Annotated in this window: 27 protein-coding genes and 1 other annotated feature; of the genes, 19 read left to right on the top strand and 8 right to left on the bottom strand. The window is 48.1% G+C overall.

Translation table 11 applies throughout. The annotated features are described in order from the left end of the window. The first annotated feature begins 6 nt into the window (after positions 1–6). The 14 genes from ACFO5U_RS07840 (at position 7) to ACFO5U_RS07775 (ending at position 11,214) form a co-directional block, all read left to right on the top strand. Complete coding sequence (locus ACFO5U_RS07840; protein ID WP_377278178.1) at positions 7–501, top strand: NUDIX hydrolase; 495 nt, start codon at positions 7–9, stop codon at positions 499–501. A 45-nt stretch (positions 502–546) separates the two neighbouring features. Continuing rightward, the gene (locus tag ACFO5U_RS07835) at positions 547–786 is read left to right on the top strand and encodes a hypothetical protein (protein WP_377278176.1); all 240 of its coding nucleotides are present in this window, start codon (positions 547–549) and stop codon (positions 784–786) included. Position 787: 1 nt separating this feature from the next. Further along, positions 788–1,279 (top strand): HIT family protein, encoded by a 492-nt coding sequence (locus tag ACFO5U_RS07830; RefSeq protein ID WP_377278175.1) that lies wholly within the window; start codon positions 788–790, stop codon positions 1,277–1,279. Positions 1,280–1,305: 26 nt separating this feature from the next. Continuing rightward, positions 1,306–1,779 (top strand): hypothetical protein, encoded by a 474-nt coding sequence (locus tag ACFO5U_RS07825; RefSeq protein ID WP_377278173.1) that lies wholly within the window; start codon positions 1,306–1,308, stop codon positions 1,777–1,779. 11 nt (positions 1,780–1,790) lie between these two features. Then, positions 1,791–2,543: an amidohydrolase family protein gene (locus ACFO5U_RS07820; protein WP_377278171.1), complete on the top strand. Its 753-nt coding sequence runs from the start codon at positions 1,791–1,793 to the stop codon at positions 2,541–2,543. A 127-nt stretch (positions 2,544–2,670) separates the two neighbouring features. Then, on the top strand, positions 2,671–3,054 hold the full coding sequence (locus ACFO5U_RS07815) for a MerR family transcriptional regulator (protein WP_377278169.1): 384 nt from the start codon (positions 2,671–2,673) through the stop codon (positions 3,052–3,054). Next, positions 3,051–4,550 carry a class I adenylate-forming enzyme family protein gene (locus ACFO5U_RS07810; RefSeq protein ID WP_377278167.1) on the top strand — a complete coding sequence of 500 codons (1,500 nt, stop codon included), beginning with the start codon at positions 3,051–3,053 and terminating at the stop codon, positions 4,548–4,550. Before ACFO5U_RS07815 ends, ACFO5U_RS07810 begins: the two co-directional genes overlap by 4 nt. Then, complete coding sequence (locus tag ACFO5U_RS07805; protein ID WP_377278165.1) at positions 4,551–6,224, top strand: acyl-CoA dehydrogenase family protein; 1,674 nt, start codon at positions 4,551–4,553, stop codon at positions 6,222–6,224. Positions 6,225–6,281: 57 nt separating this feature from the next. Further along, positions 6,282–6,490: a binding site (T-box leader), on the top strand. A 55-nt stretch (positions 6,491–6,545) separates the two neighbouring features. Next, positions 6,546–8,237, top strand: coding sequence for an arginine--tRNA ligase (gene argS, locus ACFO5U_RS07800; RefSeq protein WP_377278163.1), 1,692 nt, complete (start codon positions 6,546–6,548; stop codon positions 8,235–8,237). A gap of 121 nt (positions 8,238–8,358) precedes the next feature. After that, positions 8,359–8,550 carry a hypothetical protein gene (locus tag ACFO5U_RS07795; protein ID WP_377278161.1) on the top strand — a complete coding sequence of 64 codons (192 nt, stop codon included), beginning with the start codon at positions 8,359–8,361 and terminating at the stop codon, positions 8,548–8,550. Positions 8,551–8,577: 27 nt separating this feature from the next. After that, positions 8,578–9,129, top strand: coding sequence for a histidine phosphatase family protein (locus ACFO5U_RS07790; protein WP_377278159.1), 552 nt, complete (start codon positions 8,578–8,580; stop codon positions 9,127–9,129). Continuing rightward, complete coding sequence (locus ACFO5U_RS07785; protein WP_377278157.1) at positions 9,126–9,815, top strand: HAD family hydrolase; 690 nt, start codon at positions 9,126–9,128, stop codon at positions 9,813–9,815. The genes ACFO5U_RS07790 and ACFO5U_RS07785 overlap by 4 nt, the downstream gene beginning before the upstream one ends. A gap of 1 nt (position 9,816) precedes the next feature. Further along, entirely contained in the window at positions 9,817–10,110 is a 294-nt protein-coding gene (locus ACFO5U_RS07780; protein ID WP_377278155.1) for a hypothetical protein, read from the top strand. Between the two features lie 96 nt (positions 10,111–10,206). Further along, complete coding sequence (locus tag ACFO5U_RS07775; RefSeq protein ID WP_377278153.1) at positions 10,207–11,214, top strand: LLM class flavin-dependent oxidoreductase; 1,008 nt, start codon at positions 10,207–10,209, stop codon at positions 11,212–11,214. Positions 11,215–11,287: 73 nt separating this feature from the next. Here the strand turns inward: ACFO5U_RS07775 and ACFO5U_RS07770 are convergent, their stop codons facing one another. The 5 genes from ACFO5U_RS07770 to ACFO5U_RS07750 form a co-directional block, all read right to left on the bottom strand. Beyond that, positions 11,288–11,560, bottom strand: coding sequence for a hypothetical protein (locus ACFO5U_RS07770; RefSeq protein ID WP_377278151.1), 273 nt, complete (start codon positions 11,558–11,560; stop codon positions 11,288–11,290). Between the two features lie 232 nt (positions 11,561–11,792). Further along, positions 11,793–12,662, bottom strand: coding sequence for a hypothetical protein (locus ACFO5U_RS07765; protein ID WP_377278150.1), 870 nt, complete (start codon positions 12,660–12,662; stop codon positions 11,793–11,795). A 108-nt stretch (positions 12,663–12,770) separates the two neighbouring features. Then, positions 12,771–13,493, bottom strand: a complete 723-nt coding sequence (locus tag ACFO5U_RS07760; protein ID WP_377278148.1) for an amino acid ABC transporter ATP-binding protein — start codon at positions 13,491–13,493, stop codon at positions 12,771–12,773. Next, positions 13,486–14,145 (bottom strand): amino acid ABC transporter permease, encoded by a 660-nt coding sequence (locus ACFO5U_RS07755; protein WP_377278146.1) that lies wholly within the window; start codon positions 14,143–14,145, stop codon positions 13,486–13,488. Before ACFO5U_RS07755 ends, ACFO5U_RS07760 begins: the two co-directional genes overlap by 8 nt. Positions 14,146–14,176: 31 nt before the next feature. Continuing rightward, a complete protein-coding gene (locus tag ACFO5U_RS07750; RefSeq protein ID WP_377278144.1) occupies positions 14,177–14,947 on the bottom strand; it encodes an ABC transporter substrate-binding protein in 771 nt (256 codons plus the stop codon). Positions 14,948–15,079: 132 nt separating this feature from the next. Between ACFO5U_RS07750 and pcp the strand changes: the two genes are divergently transcribed. The 4 genes from pcp (at position 15,080) to ACFO5U_RS07730 (ending at position 19,170) form a co-directional block, all read left to right on the top strand. Continuing rightward, positions 15,080–15,703 (top strand): pyroglutamyl-peptidase I, encoded by a 624-nt coding sequence (gene pcp, locus ACFO5U_RS07745; RefSeq protein ID WP_377278142.1) that lies wholly within the window; start codon positions 15,080–15,082, stop codon positions 15,701–15,703. Positions 15,704–15,866: 163 nt separating this feature from the next. Beyond that, a complete protein-coding gene (locus tag ACFO5U_RS07740) occupies positions 15,867–16,799 on the top strand; it encodes an ABC transporter ATP-binding protein (RefSeq protein ID WP_377278140.1) in 933 nt (310 codons plus the stop codon). Between the two features lie 11 nt (positions 16,800–16,810). After that, positions 16,811–18,070: an ABC transporter permease gene (locus tag ACFO5U_RS07735; protein WP_377278138.1), complete on the top strand. Its 1,260-nt coding sequence runs from the start codon at positions 16,811–16,813 to the stop codon at positions 18,068–18,070. Continuing rightward, positions 18,067–19,170: an ABC transporter permease gene (locus ACFO5U_RS07730; protein WP_377278136.1), complete on the top strand. Its 1,104-nt coding sequence runs from the start codon at positions 18,067–18,069 to the stop codon at positions 19,168–19,170. Before ACFO5U_RS07735 ends, ACFO5U_RS07730 begins: the two co-directional genes overlap by 4 nt. A 27-nt stretch (positions 19,171–19,197) precedes the next feature. On the opposite strand, the gene ACFO5U_RS07725 is transcribed toward ACFO5U_RS07730, so the two are convergent. Continuing rightward, positions 19,198–19,857, bottom strand: coding sequence for an HAD family hydrolase (locus ACFO5U_RS07725; protein WP_377278134.1), 660 nt, complete (start codon positions 19,855–19,857; stop codon positions 19,198–19,200). A 128-nt stretch (positions 19,858–19,985) separates the two neighbouring features. Between ACFO5U_RS07725 and ACFO5U_RS07720 the strand changes: the two genes are divergently transcribed. After that, on the top strand, positions 19,986–20,276 hold the full coding sequence (locus ACFO5U_RS07720; RefSeq protein WP_377278132.1) for a hypothetical protein: 291 nt from the start codon (positions 19,986–19,988) through the stop codon (positions 20,274–20,276). Between the two features lie 42 nt (positions 20,277–20,318). Here ACFO5U_RS07720 and ACFO5U_RS07715 read toward each other — a convergent pair whose 3' ends face one another. Together ACFO5U_RS07715 and aceB are read right to left on the bottom strand one after the other, a co-directional pair. Beyond that, positions 20,319–20,447 carry a YhfH family protein gene (locus ACFO5U_RS07715; RefSeq protein WP_194098862.1) on the bottom strand — a complete coding sequence of 43 codons (129 nt, stop codon included), beginning with the start codon at positions 20,445–20,447 and terminating at the stop codon, positions 20,319–20,321. A gap of 18 nt (positions 20,448–20,465) precedes the next feature. After that, a complete protein-coding gene (gene aceB / locus ACFO5U_RS07710) occupies positions 20,466–22,058 on the bottom strand; it encodes a malate synthase A (RefSeq protein WP_377278130.1) in 1,593 nt (530 codons plus the stop codon). Between the last annotated feature and the right edge of the window lie 3 nt (positions 22,059–22,061).

Raw genomic sequence — 22,061 nt, 5'->3', positions numbered from 1 at the left:
ACTAAAATGACGACCATAACGGGGAACTGGGGCGAGGCTATAGTGAAGTTAACATGGACTGCAACTGATGTGACTCCTGAACATCGTTTAGTCACAAGTGTCCATGGCCTATGTTTTTACGAAGGTAAAGTGATGCTCGTCGATTTACATAATAGGGGCTGGGATTTTCCGGGAGGCCATATAGAGAGCGGCGAATCTTCAATAGCATGTCTGCAAAGAGAAGCAATGGAAGAAGGGTACGTTTCGGGAGATTGTCGGATGCTTGGATATATTGCGGTTGACCATGAAAAAAACAAGATGTGGGATGAAAAATCGAAGTATCCGAAGCTTGGGTATCAACTGTTTTACCGAATGAATATTGAAACCTTACATCCTTTTCTGGGAGAACATGAGTCCAAAAAACGGATTTTAATTCCGCTTCATGAAGCATCCAGCCTGCATCACGAGTGGAACCCATTGTTTACTGAAATTCTAGAACAAGCTGCAAAAGTAACCACCTGAATGGATAGAAAGCATAGTCTATAAATTAGTGGAGGAGCAACCAGTTTGATAAAGAAATTAGTGAATTTGTTTTTTGAAGATGATTCCCAGACGAGCAATGAAGGCCATCACGGCTATTTTCTTGTCTTTGTGGTTTGGGGAGCAATTCTTTTTATTAATGGTATTTTTGAATATTTCACCGAGAGAGCCCTTATCGAAAGTTCATTTTCGATCTTGATGATCGGCCTTGTCGTCTACTTTGCTGCAGAAACGTTCGCGAAGAAATCAACAAAAGGGGATCGCTAACTTGAGACATATCACATTAGCAAGCGGGGAATCCGTCGAAGTCGAATGCTTGAGCTGTGCACTCGTTAATGGCTTGATTGCACCCGAAGGCGGTGTCATTGTGGAGACGGAATATTTTCATGCCCACCAAGATGTGGCCTACCCGGTGCCGGGCTTGGTCATCCTCGCGTCCAAACGCCATCTGAAGGCATTGGACGAATTGACCGAAGCGGAGCGGCTCGATTACATCAGCATTCTGTCTAAAATCCGCAAAGCGCAACGCGAGGTCCTCGGCATCGAATCGGTTTATTATTTCTACAACGAAGACACCACCCATCATTTCCATACATGGATGGTGCCGCGTTATGAGTGGATGTACCAGTTCGGGCGTTCTGTCGAATCGGTCCGGCCGGTGTTGCTTCATGCGCGGAACGAGATGAACGGCGGACAACATATCGCAGAAATGACAAAGGCGATTGCTGTGTTAACAAAAGCGTTAAATAGGGAATCTTAATACACAAGGCAGGAGGTGTAATTGAATTGAAAAAGCCGCAAAAATATAAAGCGCAACTCAGCTCCGAAGACGATATTTGGAATGCAGCGGTTGAAGCAGTGAGTGAAATGGAGTTGCCGATTGAAGAGGGCGTAAATCGAAATACATTTTGGGCGTTCCAGTACTATTCCGCCATGGAAAGCGGGGGACACGAGAGTCTGCTCCATGCTTTTTTCGAGTATGTCCAAGACATCGGCACCGAGCAATTTTTAACTGAACTTACCGCTGCTCTCGACAGTATAGGGGCTGAACATTATGCGCGCTATGAACGCCAGTACGGCAAAGAAATGTGGTATCAATTTGTTGCATTAGAGCACGGTGAAACAGAAGAAGGAGCTTATTACAAAGTAATCGAGCAAGCAGACCAGGCGTATTACGAGTTAGGCAACTCCTTAGAGCAAGTATTGGCGGCTCATTTTGTGGCCGTTCACGAACAGCTAATCGACATTATGGATGCATAAGGAGGAGCCCAATGCCGATATTCGATGCGCATTTACATATTATCGATCCGCGCTTTCCGATAGTTGAAAATCAAGGCTATGTGCCGAAAGCTTTTACTGCCGATGATTACCGGCAATCCGTATCGCGATTTGATGTGAGGGGCGGCGCAATCGTGTCGGGATCGTTCCAAGGCTTTGACCAGATGTATTTGCTGGATGCCTTGCAAGCCTTAGGCGATCGGTTTGTCGGCGTCACCCAATTGCCTGCTACTGTTTCTGATAGAGAGATCTTGGAACTGCATGAAAAAGGGGTGAGGGCTTTGCGCTTTAACGTGATGCGCGGCGGCCCCGAAACGATCGCCCAGCTGGATTATTTCGCGAGGCGCGTCCATGATATCGCCGGCTGGCATGCAGAACTGTATATCGACTCAAAAGATCTCGGTGAGCTCATGGAAACGATCGTGAGCTTGCCGGCCGCTTCGATCGACCATCTCGGCTTATCAAAACAAGGATTGCCCGAACTATTGAAGCTAGTCAATCAAGGCGTCAAAGTGAAGGCGACAGGATTCGGCCGGCTGGATTTTGATGCGGCCGAAGCAGTCCGGACCATCCACGGAGTCAATCCCGAGGCCTTGCTGTTCGGCACGGACCTGCCGTCGACGCGGGCTAAAACACCGTTCCAGGAAAGTGACATTGACTTGATCCAAGAAACTTTAGGAGAGCAGCAAGCAGAAAAAGTACTTTATCGAAATGCATTGACGTGGTATGGAATTGAAGAACGATAAGTAAAACCGGTATCCCGCCGAACTAGAGGGATGCCGGTTTTTTTACGTGATAAGAAAGGCTTGCGCTTTACGTTAACGTCAATGATAAACTAAAAATATCAAAAAAATCAGATAAAGGAGGCGGGAGATGAAAACGATCCGGGAAGCCGCGGAAGAATTCGGGGTGACGACCCGGGCGATCCGCTATTACGAGGAACTGGGCATGCTCAAGCCGGAGCGGACAGCTTCCAATACCCGCATGTTCTCGAATGCTGAAATCGCCAAGCTGAAACTAATCGACAGGGGCAAGAAATACGGTTTCACTTTGGAAGAAATCAAGGAAATGGTGCTGCTGTTCGATGTAGACCGGTCGGGTAAGAAGCAGCTTGAACGAACAATCGAGTACGGAAAAAAGCAGATAGAGGAGATGGAGCGCCGCATCGAGGAGCTTGAAAAAACGAAACAAGAGATGGAGTCTTTGCTGGGGGAGTTTAACGAAAAACTATCGAAACTGAAGGGAATGGGGAAATGAATATTTCACAATTGTTGGAGCGAAATGCACGGAAATATCCGGAACAAGAGGCGTTGGTCGGAATGGGGCAGCGTTTGAAATTTGGGGAGCTAGATAGATGGGCGAACAATTTGGCACATGCACTGCTAAAGTACGGCATCGGGACAGGAGATAAGGTTATCTTGTTCATGCCGAATGTGCCGGAATTCGTTGCTGCTTATTTCGCCGCACAACGCATCAAGGCGGTCATCGTACCGATCAGCGCGAAGCTCGGGGAAAAAGAAATCGAATACATTGTGGAACATTCGGATGCAAAAGCGCTTGTCGCGCACGACTTGTTGTTTGATGCGGTAAAAGAACTGAAAACGGATATGTTGAAGGTCAAGACAGGCGGCGCTGTATCTGGCTGGCAGTCGTTTGAGGAACTCGCCAATACGGAATCGGCGGAAAGATTGTCATCCGATGCACAGGACGATGAGCCGTCAACGATCCTCTACACGTCTGGCACGACCGGCAAACCGAAAGGCGTCTTGTTCAGCCACCGCAATGTGTTGACGGTCGCGCAGATGATTTGCGTCGAGATGGAAATGAAACCGGAAAGCCGTCTCCTGCATATGATGCCGCTCAGCCATTCCGCACCGCTTCATCTGTTTTTGGTGGCGGGAATGATTGTCGGCGCGAAGCATGTGCTCGTTCCGACATTCACGCCGGACTTGTTGCTTGATACAGTAGAAAAGGAACGGACGACCCATTTCTTTGGCGCACCGGTCGCGTATCTCATGACTGGCAAGCACCCCGAGATCGCACAGCGTGATTTGTCTTCAATGAAATGGTGGATCTACGGGAGTGCGCCCTTATCTGCGGGGGAAGTGAAATTCGTCCAACAAGCGTTCCGCACCGATAATTTGGTGTGTGTGTATGGCTTGACCGAAGCTGGGCCGAGCGGAACTTTGATGACGGGGACGGAACATGCAGAAAAGGCGGGAAGCATCGGCAAGCGTGCCGCACTCCATACCGAAATCCGCATCGTGAATCCTGATGGGCAAGACGTGGCGCCTGGTGAAGTCGGGGAAATCCTGCTCCGAGGCGAAGGCAATATGCTCGGCTATTATAAGAACGAAGAAGCAACAAAAGAAACCTTTATCGGTGACTGGCTGAAAACGGGCGACTTGGCGAAATTCGACGAAGACGGATTTATTTGGGTCGTCGACCGAAAGAAGGATTTGATCATTTCTGGCGGTGTCAATATTTACCCGAAGGAAATCGAGGAAGTGCTCATCACCCATCCGGAAATTCACGAAACCGCAGTGATTGGCGTGCCACATGCGGAATGGGGCGAAACGGTCAAAGCGTATTTTGCCGCATCGCGTGAACTGAGCGCAGATGAAATCAAAGCATTCGCCGGAAAAGAATTGGCAAGCTATAAAGTGCCGAAGCTCATCGAACAAGTCGAAGCATTGCCACGCAACGCCTCCGGCAAGATCCTCAAGCAGCCGCTGCGCGAAGGAAGTGTTTAAATGGTCGTCTTGAAAGGTGCCGCACCAAGCGGCGAACGCAATTTCTACGCAAAAGATGAAACCTTGAAAAAGATTTTAGCGAAGCGCTTGCCGGAGGAGTTCTTCCGTTATGCCGACCGCGAGCTCCACTCGTTCGGCAAGCTCGCAGCGGGCGACATCGATGAACGCGCACGCCATACAGACCGGGAAGGTGCGCCGAAGCTCGAGAAATACAATCGTCTTGGAGAAGATATATCTCGTGTGTGGGTCAATGAAGGGTATAAAAAAACGGTCGATGAAACGTATAAGACGGGCATCGTCGGCTATGTCCATAAGGAGATTCCACAACTCGGCAGAAAAGGCAATTATGTCTACAGCTTTGCGCAAGGTTATTTATTGTCGCAATCAGAACCCGGCTTTTACTGCCCGGTCACGCTAACGATGGCGACGGCGTACTTGCTTAACCATTACGCAGACGGAGCCGTTAAAGAAAAATTCCTCCCTCATGTGTGTGCGACAGGGGATACAGAACTGTTTGAAGGCGCGACGTTTTTGACGGAGCGCCAAGGCGGTTCGGATGTCGGCGCGAATGTCGTTCAGGCGCTCAAAACGGATGATGGCTACCGGTTATACGGGGAAAAGTATTTCGCATCAAATGCCGGCATGGCGGGTGTCGCCATGGTGCTTGCCCGTATGCAAGGGGCACCGGATGGATCGAAAGGGCTGACGCTTTTTGCGGTACCGTGGAAAGTGGACGGGGCGCTGAACGGCATCAAGATCCGCCGCTTGAAAGACAAGCTTGGTGTGCGCGCAGTGCCTTCAGGTGAAGTCGAGTTCGACGGGGCACAGGCGTTTGTCGTTGGAGACCCGAAAAGCGGGCTTAAGTATATGATGGAAGCCTTGAACTTATCGCGCATCTGTAACGCGGTCGCCTCAATTGGCATCATGAAACGCGCATTGGATGAGGCGACAGAGTATGCCGAGCGCCGCAATGCATTTGGAAAAAAACTCACGGATTTCCCGATGGTACAAGACAGCTTAATGAAACTGCGCGCCAAACAGGAATTTGAAACGGCGGCAATCTTTGACTTAATCGACTTGTATGACCGCGTCACAGTAGGCAATGCATCGCCAGACGAACAAGTGTTGAACCGCTTGCTCATCGCAGTTTTAAAGAAAGAATCGGCAGAACAGGCGATTCATTTTTCGCATGAATCGATTGAAATGCATGGGGGCAATGGCTATATCGAGGATTTCATCACGCCACGCCTATTGCGCGATGCACAAGTGCTCACCGTTTGGGAAGGCACAGCAAACATTCTTGGTCTTGAGTTGATCCGCCTTGTCAATAAATTTTCAGCGCATGAGTTGTTTATCCAGCATATCGAAGAGCGTCTGGAAAAACTACAGACGACCAAGGATGTGGAGTTAGTGAAAGGGAAAACGGAAAGCCTACAGGCGGAGTTAACAGCATTTGCCGAATTTGATGCAGCACTGCAAAGCTTTGATGCAAAGGGTTTGATGAAGAAAATGGCGCAGCTTTTCGAGAACACCATTGCGCTTGAATGGGCAGAACAACACGGAGGAATTTATGCGCCGCTGTCGGAAATTTTCACCGAACTGACCTGGGAGACGAGAACAACAGGCGGGGACATGAAGACGGTAAAATGGTTTGAAGAAGTGATGGGAAGATAGAAGATTAAAAAAATTTTGACTTACGTAATACTATGGGATATGATAATTGAAAAATATGTAAATTCTATGAAGAAGAGAGTAGTTATAATGAATCGAAAAGCGAGTCGGGGACGGTGGGAGCCTGATGGATTGATTGTAATGAACCGCACTTCTGAGAAGCAGCCTGAACCGTTAGTAGGGTTTGCCGGGAAATCCCGTTAGCGAGTCTGAGCTGGTCCTTTTTCTGGACAATAAGAGTGGTACCGCGGGTCAAGCCCGTCTCTGTATTGAGTTATACAGAGACGGGCTTTTTTGTGTTTCTAAATAAGGGGGATGATGTTTGTGGAGTTAGTGAAAACCTATGCGCAAGAAATTTCAACGGCAATAGAAGGAAAGCTGACGGTGACGGAAGTGTCCGAATTGATTGAACAGCCTAAGCATAGAAATCAAGGGGATTTAGCTTTTCCGTGCTTTGTCTTGGCAAAAAAGCTCAAAAAGTCACCGCTTGTTATCGCAGCCTCGGTAGCACTGAAAATCAATCATGCACATTTCGAGAATGTAATAGCGGAAGGGCCTTATATCAACGGGTTTTTGAACAGAGCTGTAGTGAGCAAAAATGTGCTGCTATCCATTTTAGCATTACAGGATGGGTACGGATCGAATAACGAAGGAACAGGCAAAACGATTACACTCGACTTGTCCTCACCAAATATCGCCAAGCCATTTTCGATGGGCCATTTGCGTTCAACCGTCATCGGCAATGCAATGGCGAATATCGCCGAGAAATGTGGATACGAAACTATTCGCATTAACCATTTGGGGGATTGGGGCACCCAATTCGGCAAACTGATCACAGCCTATCAGTTATGGGGCAGTGAGGAAAAAGTAAAGCAAGCACCCATTCAAGAATTATTGTCTCTCTATGTCCGTTTTCATGAAGAAGTGGAGGCTAATCCTGAGTTGAATGATGAAGCAAGGTTATGGTTCAAGAAGCTAGAAGGGCATGATGAACGAGCTGAACTATTATGGAAATGGTTCAGGGATGAATCACTCCAAGAGTTCGATAAAATTTATCAGCTGCTCGGAATTTCCTTCGATTCAGTCAATGGAGAAGCATTTTATAACGATAAAATGGATGAAGTGGTGGCCATGCTTGAACAGAAAAACCTGCTAGTCAAATCGGGTGGAGCGGACGTCGTCTTATTGGATGAATACGGGCTGCCACCGCTGCTCATCCGGAAATCCGATGGCGGCACATTATACGGCACGCGTGATTTGGCCGCAGCTTTGTATCGCCAACGAAATTATCAGTTTGAAAAATCGTTTTACGTGGTCGGGCAAGAGCAGTCCTTGCACTTTAAGCAAGTCTTTCTTGTGCTGAAAAAGCTCGGATTCAACTGGGCACACGGGATGGAGCATGTGCCATTTGGCTTTATCTTAAAAGACGGGAAAAAGATGTCGACCAGAAAAGGCAAAGTGGTCTTGCTCGAACAAGTCATTAAAGAAGCGGTAGACATGGCAGAAAACAATATCGCCGAGAGAAACCCGCAGCTTCAAGAAAAGGAAGACATAGCACAAATGGTCGGAATCGGTGCCATCATGTTCCACGACTTGAAAAATGACCGCTTGAATAATGTGGAGTTTTCACTCAGCGACATGCTGAAATTCGAAGGCAATACGGGCCCTTATGTGCAATACACACATGCCAGAGCTTGTTCTATCCTGAAAAAGTCCACTGTGAAGGTGAATCCAGAAACGTTTAAAGGGCTAGAGGATGCTTATAGCTGGGGAGTCGTTAAAGCGCTGATGGCGTTTCCCGATGTGATTGAGAGAAGTTTCCAGCAAAGTGAACCTTCGCACCTTGCAAAGTATTTGCTGAATTTATCACAGGAATTCAACTCGTTTTACAGCCATGTGAAAGTACTGGCAGACGATGCCGAACAACAGGATAGATTGGCGCTCGTCATGTCGGTGGCGATCACGTTAAAAGAAGGTTTGCGTTTGCTCGGGCTTCGGGCGCCCGAAAGGATGTAACAAAAGAATAGTGTCTATGCGGCCTGTTGAAAGATATGAAATCTGTCTTTCAATGTAATTTTCCAGAACCTTCCTGTAAACTAAGCGTCTTATCTATTACTAATAATAAAGGGGTGGGCGCATGGGCTTCTGGTATATGCTGTTGTTATTCATCGGAATTTGTTTATTATTCGCCGGAATACTTCCGAAAAGAGGATTTTCGCTCGGTGTGAAAATCGCTTTCCTATTGGGCGGCGCCTTGTGCATCGGTGTTTCACTTTTTATGTTTTCTCCCGGCAGCGCGGAGATCATGGTGGATATACTTGGTTTGTAAACGGAAACGGAAACGGAGTGATGTTAAATGACGGCGATCTATATCATTCGGCATTGTGCCGCGCGCGGACAAGAGCCGGATGCTGAGCTTACTGAACATGGAAAGAAACAGGCTGTGGAATTGGCTGGATTTTTGGCAGATGCAAATATCAATCGGATCGTCTCGAGCCCATATGCGCGAGCCGTCCAGTCGACTGAACCTTTAGCAGAAGCATTAGGTATAGAAATCGAAACTGACGAACACTTGAAAGAACGGGTCTTGAGTTCGAGCGACCTTCCCGATTGGTTGGAGCAGTTGAAAAGCACATTCGATGACCACGATCTCGCGCTTGAAGGCGGGGAGTCAAGCCAACAGGCGCTGGACCGTATTTCGCAAGTCGTGGATGAGCTGAAAAACAGCGGCTGTCAAACAGCGGCGATCGTTACCCACGGCAATATCATGGCGCTGCTTCTATCAAGATATATAGAAGGCTTCGGGTTTAAAGGATGGCGCTCATTAAGTAATCCAGATGTTTTTCTTTTGAATGAAGGGCCCAGGGAACCGGAATGCAAGCGTCTATGGAATAAGGCGACTCGATGATCAAAGCAGTGCTGTTTGATTTGGACGGAACGCTGCTCAATAGAGACGCATCCGTCGTTTCATTCATCCATGATCAATATCGGCGTCTGGAGCGATTTCTCGGACATATCCCAGAACAATTGTATGCCGAACGGTTTATCGAACTGGACCGACGTGGCTATGTGTGGAAAGACAAGGTTTATGCACAATTGATCCAAGAATTTGAAATAAAGCATGCGACGATGGAGTTTTTACTGGTGGATTACCTCGCTCATTTCCAATTCCATTGCGTCCCTTTTGACGGGCTCCAAGCAATGCTGGCGGGCTTGAAAGATCAAGGCATGAAATTGGGCATCATCTCGAACGGTAAAGGCCGGTTCCAGATGGATAACATTGAGGCTTTAGGAATCAAAGGTCTTTTTGACATCATCATGATTTCAGAAAGCGAAGGCTTGAGAAAACCGGATCCCGGAATCTTCATGAGAGCAATGACCGGATTGGCTGTGAAGCCGGCACAAAGCCTGTTTGTCGGAGACCATCCCCTAACGGATGTGGAGGCAGCGAAAAATTCCGGCATGATCGCGGTCTGGAAAAAAGATGCCGGCTGGGATCAGGCTGAAGCTGATTATTCAATTGTGGAATTAGATGAAGTAGAGCGGGTCATCGAGAGATTGAATCAAGTTTGTTGGCTGAAGAAGGAGAGATAAAATGAAAGTTTTCTTATTCTGGGGAAACTTATTGTTCAGCGGGTTTGTGGCTATATCGATTTCCATGTTTTTCGCAGAAGGGGCTATCGGGGAGAATTACACGAATGAACGCTTCGTTGAACCTGGATTTTTATGGTTGATTCCATTATGGGTTGCGGCTGCAATCCTTATTACTACCTATTTCTATAAACATAAAGCAACAACGCTTTCGTACTCGACCCTCTTTTTGCTGAATACGGCGATTTGGGTGCAGATTCTATTTTGCTCATGGGTTTTCCTCAAATGGGTCGTATAAGCATTCCCGACGATGGATTTTCGAGCTCTGAGCATTTTCATACGCCTTCCGGATATTGAGCTGTACAATAGGGAAGGTAAAGGAGTGCTTAAAGATATGACACAAAAAACATTTCAGCAGATTCCTGTGGCTGTGCTCGATTTGGCGCCAGTCAATTTGGGCAGCACCGCAACGGAGTCATTTGCAAATAGCGTAGAACTTGCGCAGCACGTCGAAAAACTTGGATTCAACCGCTACTGGCTGGCGGAGCATCACAATATGCCAGGAATCGGCAGTTCGGCAACGTCCGTATTGATCGGGCATATCGCCGGAAAAACCAACTCGATCCGTGTCGGCTCGGGCGGCGTCATGCTGCCGAACCACGCACCGCTCGTTATCGCAGAGCAATTCGGAACACTTGCTTCACTTTATCCGGATCGCATCGACCTCGGTCTTGGCCGCGCGCCAGGAAGCGATCAGGCGACGGCTTACGCACTGCGCCGTACGCTTCACAGTACAGGCGATGAATTTCCCCAACAAGTGCTGGAATTGGAGAATTATTTCTCCGATAACCCCGTCGGGAAAGTCCGGGCCTACCCGGGAACAGGCATGAACATTCCGCTTTGGCTGTTAGGCTCCAGCGGGTTCAGTGCACAACTCGCCGCGCAAAAAGGCTTGCCGTTTTCATTTGCCAGCCATTTCGCGCCGGATTATACGATGCAGGCGCTGCAATTGTACCACCAGAACTTCAAGCCGTCCGCGGCCTTGGATAGCCCATATGCGATGGTTGGCGTGTCACTCATTGTCGCTGATACGCAAGAGCGTGCGGAATGGCTCGCCACGTCTTCGCAGCAGCAGATGTTTTCACTCATGAAAGGCGAACCGACGACATTCCAGCCGCCGATTGATGACCTCGGATCGGTGTGGACTCCTCGTGAAATTGTCATGTTCCGTGATAAACTAAAATCCGAATCGATGATTGTCGGTACGCCAGATTTGGTCCGTGAGAAACTCGCTGCCTTTATCTCGAAAACCCGCGCCAACGAAGTGATTGTCAATTCACCAATCTTTTACCAAGAAGACCGCTTGCATTCTTGGTCTTTGCTTGCGGACATGATGGAATAAAGAAAACACCAGCTCATAAGCTGGTGTTTTTTTCATATTAGAAAACCCCTCCGATTAAGAAGGGGAGAGATGATCAGTGAAGGTCTTGCGGCTTGGCTTCGTCGTGTTTCATGATTTGCATTTCGATATCTTCATCGTTTCTTGCGTAATCGGGACCGCCTTCGCCAATCATATTCAAGATCGAATCGAACTCTTCAGCGAGCCAATCTTTCAATTCTTGAGGTTTCATGTCTTCGTCATTGATTGTGTAATCAGGACCGCCTTCACCGATCATGTTCAGAATCGCGTTAAATTCTTCATCAAGCCGCAGTTCCATTTCTTTTCGTTCGACCCATTTGCGTTCCATGATGTTTTAGCCTCCTTCGTATGCAAATCGCCACAACGACGGACATTTCTTTATCACTTCCATTATACAGACTATTCTGTTTATTTGATATTTTTTTGACTTGCAATATGGAAACAATCTGTGATGAAGCAGCTTTTGTCAATATCTTGCGTACTCTTTCTTTATTAAAGAAAAGCAATTTTGGTTGTCAGCACAAAAAAACCTTGGCCGCATGGAACGGTCAAGGGGGAGACTACTGGGCTAAATATTGGGCCATCGATTCAAAATAGCGTGCAGAGCTTTGTTCGAACCATTCCGTATACGCTGCTTCCGGCTGATCCGGTATAGCGTAGGCTAGTTCGGTCCGGAGGTCTTCCGTCAATGCAATTTTTTGGCGGGGCCCAACAGGTGTTAACCAGTTGAATTGCTCGCGCCGGTTGGCGTTCGCAAATTGAACCCAGTCGGTTTCAGTTTCAGGGGAATCGAAAAGCGCTTCACTTGAAATCAGCATCCAGCTTTCGCTCTGGTGCTTAGGCGGCAGCCAGAAGCTTTTCGATAGGATGCCTTCTTCTACCGTGAATTCGTGGATCTCGTGTCGAAGTTCCTGAACGCGATCTCCGTTGCCGAGCGTAAGCTCACGGGAAACGTAAATATTCCCGACCAAGGTCTCGGTGCTGTCGGTTCTAACGGTGCCGTATGGGTTGCGCGTCACATCGTTGCCGTATATGGCTTCATCCGCTTGGAGCATCGGTTCTTCGTTCCAACGGGTAACGGTCGCATCCTCAAGGCCAGTCAGTTTCACTGTTACCGTAAAGGGCATCCATCCGCTATTGTCGACTTTATCGAAGAGCATAATGTCACCGTTCGGCAATTGCTGTTCGGTAATGGTCAGTGAACCGATCGACAGTGTCAGGAAGCTTAACACATGAACTTTTTCTGTCACAGCGCCTTGCGATTCGGTTTGGGCATCTCCGATGGTGATAAACTGCGGCTTATCGATACTCACCGCAAGATCTTCGTACGTGTAAAGTGTTTCTTCACTTTTCAAAAACATGATTGCTGTAAAAATAATGAGCACCATGAAGAACAATGTAATCGCTAATATGACAATCTTTTTGAACACTATTTTCCACCTCTAGTTTCGGGTATTTCCTGCCTTACCGATTATAGCATGGCCGATAGGGGAAATCCGGGTGGAGTTTTGAGCATCGCATGAACAATTGCTGTGCGTTTACAGCACTTTATCCAGAAAGTCCCGTGCGCGTTCGCTTTCAGGCCGTTGAAAGAATGCAGCCGGATGGCCTTCTTCGACGAGTATGCAATGGTCTAAAAACAGCACACGGTCTGCGACTTCACGCGCAAAGCCCATTTCATGCGTAACGACGACCATCGTCATGCCGGTTTTCGCTAAATCTTTCATGACTTCAAGAACTTCCTTGACCATTTCCGGATCGAGCGCAGAAGTCGGTTCATCAAATAGCATGAGTTGCGGTTCCATGGCAAGGGCGCGGGCGATGGCAACGCGTTGTTTTTGGCCGCCGGACAAGCTGTTTGGATAGGCCGAAGCTTTTTGAGCCAAACCGACGCGCTTGAGAAGTTGCTGGGCTTTTTCCCGCGCCTCATTTTTGTTCGTTCCTTTTGCTTTTACCGGGGCATACATCAAGTTTTCCAGCACGGTCATATGCGGAAATAGATGAAAATGCTGGAAGACCATACCGATTTGCTGGCGGATTTTATGGATTTCCTTTTTGGAAGCGGTCAAGTTTTTGCCGTTGATTTCAATTGTTCCGGAAGTCGGGGTTTCGAGCAGGTTCAAGCAACGCAAAAATGTCGATTTGCCTGATCCTGATGGCCCGATAATGGCGACGACTTCTCCTTTTTTGACAGAAGTCGTAATGTCACTCAACACGAGATTATCGCCGAATTTTTTTGATAGTGCTTGTACATTAATCACTCAACTTCAACCTCCTCTCCACCATGCGGCCGACCACTGTGAGGCCCATGACCAGGCACCAATAGATGACGCCAACAAATAACAGCGGCTCAAAGTTGCGGAACAAGTCCGCGCCGACCACTTGTGCACGGCGCATCAAATCCAAATAGCCGATTGTGGAAACGATGGCGGATTCTTTTGTTAAGGTGATGAATTCATTCATCAATGCCGGCAGGATATTTTTCAGTGCCTGCGGCAAAATAATGTCTTTCATCATCGCTCCGTAAGGCACGCCCAACGCTTGCGCGGCTTCTAACTGGCCTTTGTCGACCGCTTGGATGCCGGCGCGGATGATTTCGGATATATAAGCGGATGAATTCAGCCCGAATGCGAGAATCGCCGACAGAAACGGCGAAATATCGTAGCCGGTCAATTGCGGGATAGAATAATAGATGATCATCAACTGCAAGATGAGCGGCGTGCCGCGAAAAATCGATGTATAACCATCCGCAAACCATCTCAATGGTTTGATGGCGCCGATCTTAAAGAGCGCCAGCAGCGTTCCAAGAATCGAGCCGAGGATGATTGCGAAAAAAACGAATTTTAATGTGACCCATATTCCTTCGAGCATGAATGGAATATAAGGGATGATTTGCGAAAAATCCAGATTCATAACAGTTCCAACTCTTTTCCAATGACGGAGCTTATTGCTCGTCCGTCAGCCATTTTTCTTTCAGTTCGTCCAACTTGCCGTTCTCTTCCATTTCAGCGAGCACTGCGTTGACGTCATCCACTAAATCGCTGCCTTTCGGGAAAGCGACAGCCATGCCAGGAGAGGCAGTTGTCGGGTCATCGAATGCATCAAGCCCTTGCGATTCGATATAGCCGAGTGCCACTTGCTTATCCATATAGGCGGCATCAATGCGCCCGGACAGGATCTCTTGGATCAACGCACCAGAATCGTCCAACGCTTTCAATTCAAAATCGATCTCTTCGTTTTCGATGATGCTTTTCGCACCTTCTTCTTGGATCGTGCCGAGCTGAACCCCGACGGTCAAGCCTTCAAGGTCTTCAAGCGTTTCAAGACCTGAGCCTTTTTGGGAAACAAACATTTCACCGGAATGGTTGTATTCAGTCGAAAAGTCGACGTTTTCTTTGCGGGCATCCGTTGCGGACATGCCGGCAAGCACCAAATCGACGCGGTCGTTTTGCAAGGCGCCGATCAGGCCGTCGAATTTCATATCCGTGATTTCCAGTTCAACCCCAAGCTCATCTGCGATATAATTAGCAAGATCGATGTCAAAGCCGACAATGTCCCCTTGTGGATTGCGCGATTCGAATGGGGCGAATTCTGCGGATGTGCCCATCTCCAATACTTGCTTTTGTTCTGCAGATCCTGATTCCGATTGTTCTTGTCCACAAGCTGCAAGCAATAAAGCACTAGCTCCGGCGGCGATGATAAATGACTGTTTCATAATAGTTCCTCCAATGTATGTTTATTCGATAAAATGAATTTTAACACGGACTAATCACAAAAGGAATAGTATTTATGCATATATATAAATATTTATTAATTCAGAAATTTTAAAAAATTGGAGTGTGAGCAAATGAAGACTTTACTTTTAACAGGCTTCGAACCTTTCTTGGAATACACAGTCAACCCGACAATGAAAATCGCTCAACGGCTGGATGGGGAAGTGATTGGCGATTACCGCATCATCAGCCGCATCTTGCCGGTCGATTTTAATCAATCAGGTGAGTTGGCTTTGAAGTGGATCGAAGAACTAGGGCCCGATGCGGTTGTCTCCTTAGGCCTTGCTGCAGGAAGATACAAGATAACACCGGAACGTGTGGCGTTGAATATTAAAGACGGGGATGCCGATAACGAAGGCTATCAGCCGGTCGATGAAGCCATTTCTGTTGAAGGGCCAGCCGCTTATTTGTCGACGTTGCCGGTGCGTGAAATGACACAGGCGTTGCAAAAGGCAGGCTTGCCGGCAGAAATCTCCAATACAGCAGGTGCATATCTATGCAATAACATTATGTATGAAGCGCTGCATTACGCTGCCACGAAGAAACCGGCAATGCGCTCAGGTTTTATTCACATCCCGGCAGATCATCAATTGGCGATTGAACACGGCCGGCTTCCGAGCTGGTCGCATGAGGATTTGCTAAGGGGCGTGCGGGTTTGTCTGGAGACAATGAGCGATAGCCTTGCTGAACAGAACTAGTGGAATGGAAAAGACAGGGCACATTTTCAGGTGCTCTGTCTTTTTTTAGTCCGGTAAACTTACAGCAAGAGTAGAAGTATAAACAATTTATAGAATATAATGGCATTTAATGTGATTTACAGTAGGATGGAATTAACCAATTTTTTAGGGGAAGAGGTGCCTTATGCTCGAAACGGACAAGTTGACGAAGAAATTCAAAGATGTAGTTGCGGTGAATCATGTGAGCATCGAACTTAAGGAAGGGGAATCGGTTGGGCTTTTAGGTCCAAACGGGGCAGGCAAATCGACTGCCATTTCACTGATTTCCACGTTAATGAAACCGAGCTCTGGCGATGTGCGTCTCAACGGCAAAAGCGTCTTGAAAAACCCGGATGAACTGCGCCGTGTGCTCGGTGTCGTGCCACAGAAAATCGCCTTGTATGAGGATTTGAGTGCTTATGAAAACTTGAAGTTTTTTGGGCGACTCTACGGGTTGTCCGGAAAAAAACTTGAAGAGCGCATTTCTTACGTTCTGGAGCTTGTCGGGTTGGCTGACCGGAAAAATGAACTGGTCAAAAACTATTCAGGAGGCATGCAGCGCAGGGTCAACTTGGCTGCAGCGATGATGCATGAACCTAAAGTGCTCATCATGGATGAGCCGACAGTCGGCATCGATCCGCAATCGCGCAACCACCTGCTTGAAACGATCCGCAAACTCAACCATGAAGAAGGCATGACCGTGTTGTACACGAGCCACTATATAGAAGAAGTCGAAAAGCTATGCGACCGCGTCTACATTATGGACCATGGGAAAGTGATCGCCAATGGCACGAAAGAAGAGCTAAAAGCCATTTTATCAGAGCAAGAAACGGTGTTGATCGAATTTGACCAAAACTATCCGCAGCTGTTCGAGAAACTTGGCCAACTCGACGGGATACAGCAGGCGACAACGGAAGAGCATAGCTTAAAGCTGATCATCCCAAAAGGCACACGCCTGCTCGGGACTTTATTCCACGAAGCCGAACGCTACGATGCACAAATCATTAATGTCAACGTCCAAACACCGACGCTTGAAGACGTGTTTCTACGTTTGACTGGCCGGACATTACGGGACTGAGGAGGGAGCAAATGGGTGCGTTTTTAATAAAAGACATCGTATTATTGCTCCGTGACCGTTCCCAATTAATGATACTTCTCGTGATGCCATTTTTACTTATTGCCATTCTAGGATTCTCTCTAAGAGGTATTTTTTCAGGGGATTTGGAAGCACTGGAAATGGACATAGCGCTGGTTGCGGAAGAGGATGAAGCGCAGGCAGTGGCTGCAGTTCAAAGCGAAGTAGATGAAATGGGCCTTCCACAAGAGGCATCACAAGCTTTAAAACAAGCGGCTGAATCGGCCAGTCCACAGACGATGCTCCTGGCGATGTTGGAGGATGAAAATTTGGGCGAAGTGATGACGGTCAACCGGATGGGCCACGTGCAAGCACGGCAAAGCCTGGAAGAAGGAAGCATTGATGCGGTGATCACTTTACCGGAGGGGTTTACTGAAGATTCCTTAAGAAATATGCTATTCGGCACTTCGGGCGGAGGCGAACTGGAATTGCTCGTAGCAGATGCATCTTCGATTCGAGCGGACGTGTTGCAATCGCTATTAGAGGAATTTGTCAGAACGGTAAACTTTGAAGCTTCGATTTCCCGATTGGCTGGAGAAGAGGCTACAGTGGAAGTGTCGGGCGGCATAGAAACGATCACCGCCCGGCAACCGATCACTTCTTTTCAGTATTATACAATCGGCATGGCAGTCATGTTTGTTTTGTTTGTCGGATCGACGATAGCGGGGCAGGCGAATCTTGAGCAAAAACAGATGGTCTTTGACCGGATCCGTTTGTCGAACCGCCCACCGCTCATGTATTTAGGCAGCAAAGCGCTCGCAGCCGCCGCCATTGTCTTTGTGCAGCTCACGTTATTATTCGGTTTATCGGCATTATTGTTCCAAACTTTTCGGGCGGATTCTTGGGCATTCTGGTCGGGAACCGCCCTCATATCCGTTGTGTTGGCATTAGCGGTCGGCAGCCTTGCTGCTTTGATGGTCGCCATTACATTGCGTCTCGAAAGTGATGCTGTTCCAGCAATTTTCTCCGGAGGCGTCATTTCGCTTATGGCATTTATCGGTGGTAGTTTTATGCCGCTGGACGGTATGCCGGAAGCGTTGCGTGCAATCGGCAATTGGACTCCAAACGGCGCGGCGCTATCCGCCTATTTCTCCTGGCTATTGGAGCCGGATATTAGTCAGTTGGCCGGCCCGCTTGCGCGGATTGCCGCTGTGGCATCGGCATTCTTGCTGATGGCTTTGGTGCTATTCCCTAGAAAGGGGGCCGCTTCATGAGGGCAGTATTCCTATTGCAATGGCGGCGTTTTTACCGCAGGCCATTGCTCGTTTTGGCAATGTTCGGGCTTACCGTGATTTTTGTATCCGTTACAGCAGCAGGCAATCCGAGCGGCCCGCAAACCATACCGGCTTTCGCGGGTGAATCGGTCAGCGGTGCAGAGGCGCAAGTGTGGGTTGAACACTTGAACGAGGAAGGACAATTTCTTTTTGAACTGATGCCCGAATCACAGGCCCGTACATATGTAGCGGAAGGCGATGTTTCGCAGGCAGTCAAACTGCTCGAAGCGGATTACCGGTTATTGGTCGGCAGGGAAGATCCGGCGCGTTTTACGTTGGATTCATTGCTCCGCCGTACCTATTCAGAACAATTGCGCCTGGAAAATGCACAAATAGATACCCCGAACATTCGCAGTGAAGTGGAATTATCATTGTCGGAACCGGCACTCGCTTTGTCGGTTGAATCCCTTCAAGGAGACGATGACAGCTTTCAGTATAACGGTGAACTGCAGCTATTGTTCGGGATGACTTTGTTCTTTGTCATCTATACGATCATGTTCAGCCTCGTGCGCATCGTCGATGAAAAGCGCACAGGCACATGGAGCCGCATGATTATTTCACCGGTCTCAACATGGCAAATGTATATGGGACATCTCGGTTATAGTTTTTTGATCGGCTTTTCACAAATCACATTACTGTTCTTATTATTCCGTTTCGTATTTGGATTTGAACTCGGGAATCATTTTTGGCTATTGATTTTAATTGCGGCGTGCTACACTTTTTCGATCGTTGCACTCGGATTGTTGATCATCTCAGTCATCAGCAAACCTCAACAATTGGGAGCGGTCATTCCGATTGTCGCGACCGGCATGGCGATGGTGGGCGGCGCGTTTTGGCCGATAGAATTGGTGACCAATGATATTTTGCTGGGGATTTCAAAAGTACTGCCGATCACGTATGGCATTCAAGCTTTAAACAGTGTCGCCGTTTATGGCAATGGATTAGATGCGGTTGTATGGCCGCTGCTATTGCTGCTCGGCTTTGGTGGTGTCTGCATGGCAATTGGCATCCGTTTATTGGAATGGCGCAGCTCCTCATAAAAAAGAACCGCATATAGCGGTCCAATTTTAAATAATTTCCCATTTGCGTTCGGAAGCAATGGTGCGGAGCCTCGGTTCTGGGCGCACGGCGACTGGATTGCCGACGAGCTCTAGCACAGGTAAGTCGGAATGACTATCGCCATATGCGTAGCTGTTTGCCCAATCGATCGATTCTCCTCCGAGTGCTTCCATGATTTTCTTGGTTTTCAATGGGCCTTGGATGTGAATGACCGGCGTCCGGTGCGCCAGAATATTTGCTTCATAAGGAACTTCAGTGCCGATGATTTTCTCGATCGGCAGATTTTTCGTCACCGCATGCAAAAGTGGCGTGAAAGCACCGGAGACGAGCATGCAGTAATCTTCATTGGAGACGTGCTGTTTCAGGCGTTCGACGACTTCGTGGTTGAAATCATCGTGCATCAAGTCGGCGATTTCACCAAAGTATTCTTCCAGTTCTTCACGTGAGAAGGTTTCAAGTGCCGCCAAATAAGCCTGGACAGAGCGCGCACGCATCTTCGCTTCGGGATAGATTTTCAGTTTATGGCCGACATAAGGCGGCATGATCGTGCGGTAGAACTTGCGGTATCTGCGGCTATGGATCGGGTGGTTTTTCAAGTGATTCATCATCAATTGAAATGTTTCTTTTGCATACAAAGTGCCATCGAAATCGAAAATCGCAACGCGCATAAAATCCCTCCACTTTCATTATTCTACTGTTTCCATCATAGCGGAAGCAGCCAGTTTTATCCATTTATGTTTAGCTGTTTTCTTCGACAGGGTATGTAGAAGAAAACGACAACCATGGGGGTATAGACATGACAAAGCAACGAATCACGGTCGGCTACGTGGAATTGACGCAAGAGGAAGCAGACCGTTTATTTGAAGAAGTGAAGAAGGAAAAAGGCATCAACACTTACGGGGAACTGCAAAGTTTGATGGAGGAATACGATACGGCGATCGAAGAGCCCGTTAAGCAGCCGCTCCAAGAAGGCCAAGGTGCGAATGCAATCGAAACTGCACCGCGGAAAAGCCTGCGTTATATCGAAGTATTCAATGCCATCGAAACAAACGATAGGTTCCGTATCGAAGCATCCGACCAAAATTAAAAAGGAAAAAGAAAAAGCTGAGGGGATGCCCTCAGCTTTTTTCTATTCGTCTTTATTAGCGATGCAACGTTCGCATTCGTATATGATTGATTCGCGGCGTTCTTTGATTTCACAACCGCATTCCCGGCATTCTTTACGTGTACGCGTCTCAAATGTTTGCATGTTTTTCATAGTGATCTCCTCCAGTTTTTAGTGTAGTTTTTCGTACCCTGGCAGCGTCAAGAATTCAGCAAAATCACTTTGCAATGTGAGACTTGTAAACAACTCGCGGGCTTCCGCGTAGTGTCCGGTGTTGTAGCGCTGTTCGCCGACCGCTCTTTTGATCAAAGCATCTTCTTCTTCGATGACTTCGTGGAACAAGCTGACATCGACTTTGCGTCCATCTTCTAGAACGCCTTTTGGATGGCGAATCCATTGCCATACTTGGGAGCGGGAAATTTCCGCTGTGGCCGCATCTTCCATCAAGTTGTTGATTGGTGCAGCGCCGTTTCCGGAAAGCCAAGAGGCGATATACTGGATGCCGACCGAGATATTGGAGCGCAGGCCTTGTTCGGTGATCGATCCTTCTGGAACTTCCACCAGTTGCTCTGCGGTTACGTGAACATCGTCGCGCTGTTTGTCGATTTGGTTCGTCGTCGGCATGTATTTATCGAATTGCTCCATTGCCGTCTGGACCATGCCAGGGTGGGCGACCCAAGTGCCATCATGCCCGTCCGTTACTTCACGGCGTTTGTCTTCAGCGACTTTATTGAAAGCAGCTGTATTGGCTTCATCATCGCCTTTGACCGGAATTTGTGCAGCCATTCCGCCCATCGCCGGAGCACCTCGTCTGTGGCAAGTTTTGATGCAAAGGGACGTATACGCCTTCATGAATGGCACCGTCATTGTCACTTGCGAGCGGTCCGGGAAAATGTAATCCGGGTTGTTGCGCATCCGCTTGATGACCGAGAAGATGTAATCCCAGCGGCCACAGTTGAGGCCAGCCGAATGATTACGCAGTTCATAAAGGATTTCGTCCATTTCAAATGCCGCCATGATCGTTTCGATCAATACTGTTGCACGGATTGTGCCTTGTGGGATGCCGAGCTCATCTTGTGCAAAGATGAAGGCATCGTTCCAGAGGCGTGCTTCCAAATGGCTTTCGAGTTTCGGTAAATAGAAGTAGGGGCCGGTGCCGCGTTTGATCAGCTCTTTTGCATTATGGAAAAAGTAAAGGCCGAAGTCGACGAGGCTGCCGGATGCTGGTTTGCCATCGATCAGAATGTTCTTCTCTGGCAAGTGCCAGCCGCGTGGGCGCACCATCAACACCGCTGTTTTTTCATTCAGCGCATACTTTTTGCCGGTTTCAGGAATTTCAAAATCGATTTGGCGGCGAACCGCGTCCCGTAAATTGATTTGGCCATCGATGACGTTGAACCAGCTAGGAGCTGTTGCATCTTCGAGGTCGGCCATGAACATCTTCGCGCCGGAATTCAGCGCGTTGATGAGCATCTTGCGGTTGGTCGGGCCGGTGATTTCCACTCGGCGGTCTTTCATATCTTCCGGAAGGGGAGCAATTTTCCAGTCTCCTTCGCGGATATCTTTCGTTTCAGGAAGAAAATCGAGCTTTTTGCCGCTATCGAGTTCTTGCTGCCGCACTTGGCGTTTCTCCAAAAGTTCGATCCGACGCTTGTCGAAACGAGTGTGCAGTTTTTCAATGAATTCCAGTGCTTCGGGAGTCAAAATCTCTTCCATGCCTGGAACCGCTTCACCTGTAATCTGTACATTCGATTTCGTCAGCAATCA

Origin of the sequence: Planococcus dechangensis, from assembly GCF_042654465.1 — a bacterium.
Taxonomy (GTDB): domain Bacteria; phylum Bacillota; class Bacilli; order Bacillales_A; family Planococcaceae; genus Planococcus; species Planococcus dechangensis.
Note: the sequence above shows the minus strand (reverse complement) of the source record. Positions and strands in the feature narration are given on the sequence as shown.